The organism is uncultured Lamprocystis sp., assembly GCF_903933125.1.
Taxonomy (GTDB): Bacteria; Pseudomonadota; Gammaproteobacteria; order Chromatiales; family Chromatiaceae; genus Thiodictyon.
Genome location: NZ_CAIZIZ010000052.1, coordinates 1 through 7,735 on the forward strand (window position 1 = coordinate 1; position 7,735 = coordinate 7,735).

5 protein-coding genes are annotated in these 7,735 nt (G+C 61.1%); all 5 read left to right on the top strand.

From position 1 onward, the window contains the following. Positions 1–2,705: transposase (locus QZY03_RS02355; protein ID WP_295577899.1), on the top strand; the 2,705-nt coding region annotated here is incomplete at its 5' end. Further along, positions 2,702–3,985, top strand: a complete 1,284-nt coding sequence (locus QZY03_RS02360; RefSeq protein ID WP_295577901.1) for an AAA family ATPase — start codon at positions 2,702–2,704, stop codon at positions 3,983–3,985. The genes QZY03_RS02355 and QZY03_RS02360, both read left to right, overlap by 4 nt. Before the next feature lie 291 nt (positions 3,986–4,276). Continuing rightward, positions 4,277–4,516, top strand: a complete 240-nt coding sequence (locus tag QZY03_RS02365; RefSeq protein WP_295577904.1) for a hypothetical protein — start codon at positions 4,277–4,279, stop codon at positions 4,514–4,516. Beyond that, a complete protein-coding gene (gene pglZ, locus QZY03_RS02370; protein WP_295577906.1) occupies positions 4,513–6,588 on the top strand; it encodes a BREX-3 system phosphatase PglZ in 2,076 nt (691 codons plus the stop codon). Before QZY03_RS02365 ends, pglZ begins: the two co-directional genes overlap by 4 nt. Next, a complete protein-coding gene (locus QZY03_RS02375) occupies positions 6,585–7,313 on the top strand; it encodes a hypothetical protein (RefSeq protein ID WP_295577909.1) in 729 nt (242 codons plus the stop codon). The genes pglZ and QZY03_RS02375 overlap by 4 nt, the downstream gene beginning before the upstream one ends. Positions 7,314–7,735 lie beyond the last annotated feature (422 nt).

The window sequence follows — 7,735 nt, forward strand, 5'->3', positions numbered from 1 at the left end:
CCGGCCCCACTGACAACCACAGTCCCAGTCCCAGTCACAAAGGTATCCATAGCTTCACCCAACGCCAAAGGGACTTGCCTCATTGGCAACTTCCCGGCAGTTTCTACTTTCTGACTTTCAATACTTACGAGCGCCGCGTCTTATCGCCGGAGTCACGGCAGGCCGCGCTTGATGCGCTGCGTTACTTCGATGGACAGCGGTTGTTATTCATCGCGGCGGTCGTCATGCCCGATCATGTCCACGCCATCATCAAGCCCCTCCCTGTAGGGCAGGCTTCCAGCCTGCCTCCCCATGAAAAAGCTGACCTGAATAGTAGCAGGCTGGAAGCCTGCCCCACCGAAGAATATTGGGACCTGTCCAGCCTGATGCACAGCATCAAGAGCTTTAGCGCCAATCGCATCAACCAGATCGAGGGCACGAAGGGGTCGGCCGTATGGCAGGCCGAAACCTATGACCACATTATCCGCAATGACCTCGACTATGGGTTTACGCTACAATATATTGCTTATAATCCGGTGCTCGCCAAGCTTGTCACCGCGCCTCAGGACTATCCTTGGTTTGCCGTGGGCAAGTTCGTGGAAGACGCAGGCTGGAAGCCTGCCCCACTGGGGCGAATCGAATATACCGTCTGGAGCGAGGTCTTCGCCTGTCCTGACTGCGCCGGACAGATCGACTTCATCGCCGAGGCACTGGATGCCGAGACCAAACGGGTGCGGGACAGCTTTCCCTGCCCCCATTGCGGGGCCGACTTGAACAAGGATCGGCTGGAGCGCGTCCTTGAATCGCGGATCGATCCGGCGACCGGCGAACCCTGGCAACGGGTGAAGTTTCGGCCGGCGCTGATCTCCTATGTCGCACAGGGACAGCGCCGCGAGAAGCGGCCGGATGCGCACGACCTGGAGGTGCTGGAGCGGATCGAGGCCCTGCCGCTGCCGCCAGCGATGCCTACGGCGCGTTTTCCCATTGAAACCATGTACCACGGATCGCGAATTGCACCGAAGGGATTCTCGAATACGCATCATTTTTTTCTTCCGCGTGCCGGGCAAGCGCTGAGTGTCCTTTGGAGAAAGGCAAAGGCGCATCCCGATGAACGCCTCCGGGGGATGCTGCTGTTCTTCGTCGAGCAGGCGATTTGGGGGATGTCTATTTTGGCACGTTACACGCCGACACATTTCTCACAAGTTAATCAGTATCTTAACGGTGTCTATTACGTTGCCTCGCAGCACTCCGAATGCAGTCCCTGGTATATCCTTGATGGCAAATTGGCCAGGTTAGTGAAGGTCTTCTCCTCTGTGGAACAGGCTTCCAGCCTGTTCTTGAAAGGCAAAAAGGGCAGGCTGGAAGCCTGCCCTACAACAATAGTCGGCACCGGCACGGCTGCCCATGTCCCCTTGCCGGACAGCAGCATCGACTATATCTTCACTGATCCGCCATTCGGCGAGAACATCTTTTACGCTGATCTCAATTTCCTGGTCGAGTCCTGGCACCGTGTCTTCACCGACGCTCAACCCGAGGCGATCATCGACCGCTTCAAGCACAAGGCCCTGCCGGAATATCAGCATCTGATGCAGCGCTGCTTCGCCGAATATTACAGGGTACTGAAACCTGGCCGCTGGATGACGGTGGTCTTCTCCAACAGCAAGGCGGCGGTGTGGAACGCGATCCAGGTCGCGTTGCAGCAGGCGGGCTTCGTAGTGGCGGAGGTGACGGCCCTGGACAAGGTGCAGGGGAGCTATCGCCAGGTGACTTCAGCGACGGCAATGAAGCAAGATCTGGTGATTTCAGCCTATAAGCCAAATGGCGGTCTGGAAGATCGTTTCAGCCGCAACGGCGCCACGGTGGACTCTGCTTGGGACTTTGTGCGGACCCATCTGCGGCAGTTGCCCGCGGTCAAGGTGACACCGGGCGATTTTCAGGAACTGATGCACAATGTCGAGCGCGACCCACGCCGTATCAAGGACCGTCTGGATGCGTGGTTCATTCGCCATGATGCCATGGTGCCCCTATCCAGCCCCGAGTTCATTGCCGAATTGGCCGCGCGTTTCGATCTGGTCGATGGGATGGCGTTCCTGCCGGAGCAGCGCGTCGCCTATGAACAGGCCAGGTCGCGGATTCCACAATCCAAACAAGCCGAATTATTCATTTCGGACGAGCGCAGCGCCATCGATTGGCTGACTCAGTTCTTGTTGAAATGCCCATCGACCCGTTCGGAGATCCTCCCCGAATACATGCCGCAGATCGGCGCGGCCAAGAAGAAGGGCGAGATCATCCCCGAGTTGGGCCAACTGCTGGACGACAGCTTCCTGTGCTACGACGGCGCGGGCGAGGTCCCCAGCCAGATCCACGCCTATCTCTCGACCAACCACAAAGACCTGCGCGGTCTCGCCAAGGACCACCCGGCGCTGGTCGCCAAGGCGCAAGACCGCTGGTATGTCCCCGACCCGAACAAGGCCCAAGACTTGGAGAAGAAGCGCGAGAAGGTGCTCCTCAAGGAGTTCGCGACCTACCAGGCACACACCGGGCGGCGGTTGAAGGAGTTCCGGCTGGAGGTGCTGCGCGCCGGCTTCAAGGCCGCCTGGTCGGTCAAGGACTATCGGGCCATCGTTGCCATCGCCGCGAAGATTCCTGAAGAGGCTCTGCAAGAAGACGAGAAACTGCTGCTCTGGTACGACCAGGCGCTGACTCGCTTGGAGTCGAAGATATGATTGTCGGGTTGACGCTGCGCAATTTCAAAGGCATTCAATCACTCGATGCGTTGCCGTTGTCGCGCTTTCAGGTGTTGGTCGGGCCGAACGGCGTCGGCAAGACCACCGTATTGGATGCGATCGACTTTGTGCGCGATTGTCTGGCTCATGGGCCTGGGGCAGCAGTTGAGTCGCGTGGCATCGCGGATTTCAACGACCTGACTTGGATGCGGCGCGGTGGTTCGGTCGAGATTGTACTCTGGTTGGACCTTTCCTCGGAGTTGCCGGCCCTATCCTCAAGCCTTTTGCAGTATCGCCTCGTCATTCGTCAAGACGCCGAACTCGGGGTCTGCGTGGAGGATGAGGCACTGCGTCAATACTCTCGTGCCTGGCTGCCCAAGAGCGGCAAGCTACGTTTTAGCGCGTCGGTCAAGCCGAAGCGTTTGCTCGGCAAGACAGCGAAAGGCACGGATTATTATTCGCGGGAAAAGGGTACCTATAAGGATTCTTTCAATTTCGGACTCGATAAGCTGACCCTGGCCCTGACGCCACCCGACGAGGAACTCTACCCGACGGCCAACGCGGTGCGTCGCTTTTTGATGCACGGGGTGCGTTATATTCAGCTCAACAGCCGCGCGATGCGCCTGCCGTGCCCAGCAACCCGAGGCACTGACCTGGATCTGGATGGCACCAACATGGCCCGGGTCGTTGGTAGACTACTCGATACCGATGGCCAATCAGCGCCGCGCGTGGCAGAGTCCAAAGCAAGATCAGTGCTCCGGCTCCTGAAAAGAAACAAACGACCTCGATGGGCAGAGCCCGACTCGGCGGTTACGCGCTGGGTGGAGCATCTGCGCTACGCCCTGCCCGATCTGGTCAACATCGGTTGGGACCGGCGCCAGGCAGATAACGCCGAGTTCCTGGTGCTTCGCTACGGCAACGACTTGGATGTGCCAAGTTGGCTCTTGAGCGACGGCACCCTGCGGATGTTGGCCCTGACCCTGCCGGCCTTTCTACCCGCGGAGTCCGCGCTCTACATGGTCGAGGAGCCGGAGAACGGGGTCCATCCCAAGGCGTTGGAGATTATCCTGCGCTCGTTGTCAGCCATCCCCGGCGGACAGATGCTGCTCGCGACCCATTCGCCTCTGGTAGTCCAGCAATGCGGAATCGACCCACTCTTGTGCTTCTCCAGGGACAAAGAGGGGACTCACATCGTCCCAGGACCCAAGCATCCAGTATTGAAAAGGTGGGACGGTATACCTGACTTAGGCGTGGTTTTCGCTGCCGGGTTGTTGGAATGAAGAAACCAGCGACAGTTGTTCGCCGCCGGGCTGCTGGGCTCAATATGACATCTCTTGGTCCGGGAGAAGTGCCGCTACCGCATTGGTGCCCGAGGTCGAGGTCTGGCTGTGGTATTGCGAGCCGGGCCTTGATCACAGTTTCGGCCACTTGGGCTCACCGGGTACGTAGTCAGGCCATCCTGGCCTGACATTGTCAGGGCTGGAAGCCCTGACTACGCAGGTTCCCGCGTTGCTGGTCGGGATGACGATCGAGGCCGCGAGCCGGCACTCGCAAAGCATTGCGGGGTCACGGTGGACGAGATCGCCTCACTGTTACGTACCTTCGCTACACAGCAGGGCAAGGCGCTGGAGATATTGAAACAGGAGGAGCCAAAAGAACTGTTCGAGCACCTGATGCTCAAGGTCCTGAGCCGAACCATCACATCGCGCGACTTCGAGGAAATTGGTCGGCAGGCCAGCATCAAAGGTCTCCGGAAATGTCCCTCGTTCGAGCGGATCGTCGGTATTTTGCAGGGCTGGTTTCCGCCATGAGCGCCTGGGTCGATCGCATCCTCGGTGAGTTTCCGTCCGACTTGGCCCGTTTGTGGATCGCGGCGGACCCCGACGCGGTGCTGCTGGACGAGCGGATACTGGCTGGGTTACGCGCCCGGGGGTTTGAGGTGCTGCCCTTCGAGGACCCGATTGCCTTTCGGGCCGAGTACGAGGAGCGTTACCGGCAGGCGTGGAACCGCGGTGAGGAGGGGCGGGCCTTGAGCCTGGTGCTGCATCTGCGTTCCGCGGAACCGGACGCGCTGCCCTGGGATTATCTGCGTCAGGCGCGGACGGTGTACCTGAGCCTGGCGAACCTGTTTCCTTCTTTAAGCTACGGCGTGGTCAGGCAAGTCGCCGCGGAGCATCTGGACGCACTGTTCGATGCGCACACCAAGCACGCATCCGGGTCGCTCGGTGAGGCGGCGACCAAGGACTTTATCCTGACCCATGTGTTCCGCCTCGCCCCGCACTTGATCAGCCGCGCCGACGACCTCTGGCGGGAACTGCTGAGGCTGCATCACCGGGATCTCATACTGCCCCCGGTCCTCATTGAACACATGGCCCGGATCATCGGGGCCAACGACGCTTTCACCGGCTTGCCGATCAGCGAACTGTTGTCCTCGAAGGCGAGCACGTTGCGATGCGTTCAGGACGCCTGGTATCGGTACCTGAAAGACTTCGGGATCACCGGCTCACGCATCGCGGAGGCGACGCTGCCGGGGCACGGGGTCAGGATCGCGATTGACTTCGCTCATCCGGATATTCGGGGCCTGGTCGATGTGATGTTCCTGGACGGGACCCTGCATCCGCTGGCCGTGCACTACCTTCCCGCCGACCTGCCGGCCCATGTCTCGAAAAGCATCGCGATTGGGATCGTCAAGGATCCGGCAGCACTGCGTAACCTGGTCGTGGACAGCCTGAAAGCCCTGGTCGAGACACTGCCGACCACCGAGGCCACGCACCGGGACTGGGGGGCCTTCGCGCGACGGTTCGGCGAGGCCATCGCCCGCTTCCACAGCCTTGATACCGTTCGCGCCAAGGGACTCCAGGCAGACATTGCGCAGTTGCAGCGGCTCGCGGATGAACGTCTGCTGGCCTGGATGACCGAACACTATGCGGACCTGCCGTCTCTGCCGGCGGCGAATGCGCCGGCCATGGTGCACCAGATCCCGCGCTTCCTGGCCCTGCGCCGCACCGCCGGAGAGCCACGGGTGGCGCTGCTGGTGTTCGATGGGCTGGCCTTGGACCAGTGGGTCGAAATCCGCGAGCACTGTGGGGCAGGCTTCCAGCCTGCTGCTTCATGTGGAACAGGCTTCCAGCCTGCTTCTTGGAAGACAGGCAAGATGCCTGTCCCACATGAGTTCGCATTCGCGGAAGGGGCCTGCTTCGCCTGGCTGCCAACCTTGACCGCCGTCTCTCGGCAAGCCCTGTTCGCCGGGTTACGGCCCCGAGAATTTGCGGACGCGCTGGACACCACCCACCGGGAGTCGGCCTTGTGGTCCCGCTTCTGGCAGGACCAGGGCTTGCGCCCCGGCGAGGTGCTCTACCGCAAGGGCATTCGCTGCGTCGAGCAGCTCGACGCGTTGGGGGTGGCCCTGGCGAACCCCGCGATCCAGGTGGCGGGGATCGTCGTCGATACCATTGATTTAATGGTGCATGGGGCTTTTCTGGGCAAGCGGGAGATCGCAAGCCGGATCGCGAGTTGGTGCGAGTCCGGCTTCGTCGACGGGCTCTTTGCGCTGTTGCTCGATCAGGGCTTCCAGGTCTACTTGACCGCCGATCATGGCAATTGCGAAGCCGTCGGGATCGGGAGGCCGAATGAGGGGGTGATCGCGGAGATTCGCGGCGAACGGGTGCGGGTCTACCGCAGCGCGCTGTTACGGGCCGAGTCCGCGGGGCAGTGCCCTGGAACCTTCAGCCTTGAGGTTCCGGCTTGGCCTCCGGACTTCCTGCCGTTGTTCGCCGCTGGCCGGACGGCCTTCGTCACGCCCGGTGACGCGCTGGTGTCGCACGGCGGCTGCTCGGTCGAAGAGTTGATCGTCCCCTTCGTGAAAGTGAGTGACGGGCGTTGAACAACACTCCGGCCGCCGCGCCCCGGATCGGTTTCGATCGATGTATTCCGCTCGACTGGGCGACTTGCGCACTCCGGGTGCGCGCTGGGGATCAAGACCCGCAAGCGATCGAGACGCTGTTGGATGCCGCGGGGTTGGGGATGCCGTCCAGGACCAAGACCCGCAGCGTCATCAACGGCATGTGGCTGGACCCACGCACCGAGTTGGTCGCCTTTGCCGAGCGGGGCATCGGCATCTGGCATGAGTCCCCCGAGGTGTCCGTCCCGGCCCTCTGCTGGGGGATGGCGATTACCGCCTATCCCTTCTTCGGCAAGGTTGCCGAGTTGGTGGGCCGTCTCACGACCATTCAGGGCGATTGCACTGCCGCCGAGGTCCATCGCCGCCTGGCCGAGACCTACGGCGAGGGTGAAGTCACCCGGCGCGCTGCAAACCGCGTGATCCAGACCCAGGCGAGTTGGGGCACCTGCGAGCGGGTCGACAAGGGGCGACGGGTGATCCGCAAGCCGCCCACGGCCATCACCAACGAGGCGTTGATCGCCTGGCTCATCGAGGCCGCCATCCGCTACACCGGCCGCGCCATCAGCGTCTCCGGGCTTGCGTCTGCGGCCGTGCTCTATCCGTTCCGGTTGGACCAGTCGCTCACCCTCGTCGTGTCGCGCAGCCCGACCCTGGAACTGCGATCCGAGGGATCCGGCGCACCGCTGGCGATGCTGCAGTCACGGTGACCCCGCATGACGCGTCACGAACAAGTTAAGAACGAATAGAGCCATCGGACGTGATCACCGGACGTAGGGGCGGGTTTAAAGTCCGCCTCTACACCAAGGGTCTGTCCGGATATCAGGTACGGAGGCTATACAATCGTTGTCGTTGTCGTTATCGGAGAATCGATGCAATTTGCTCATGAGTAACGCGATGTCTACCGGATGTCGACCCGGTACCTGGCTTGAGCGTACTAAATCGCCAAGCGTGAGTCGGACGTGGGGGTAACAGACGCGTGGTCGACCGGCTAGCCCATCTTTAACATGACCCCATTGATAACGCCCCCAGATTGCGCCTAACCATTTGATCCGTATGTACACACTTCTGAAAATCGCAATGTAGTGCCAAGTTATTCAATAGGGGCGGAGTAAAGCCGGTGCCGGGTGTC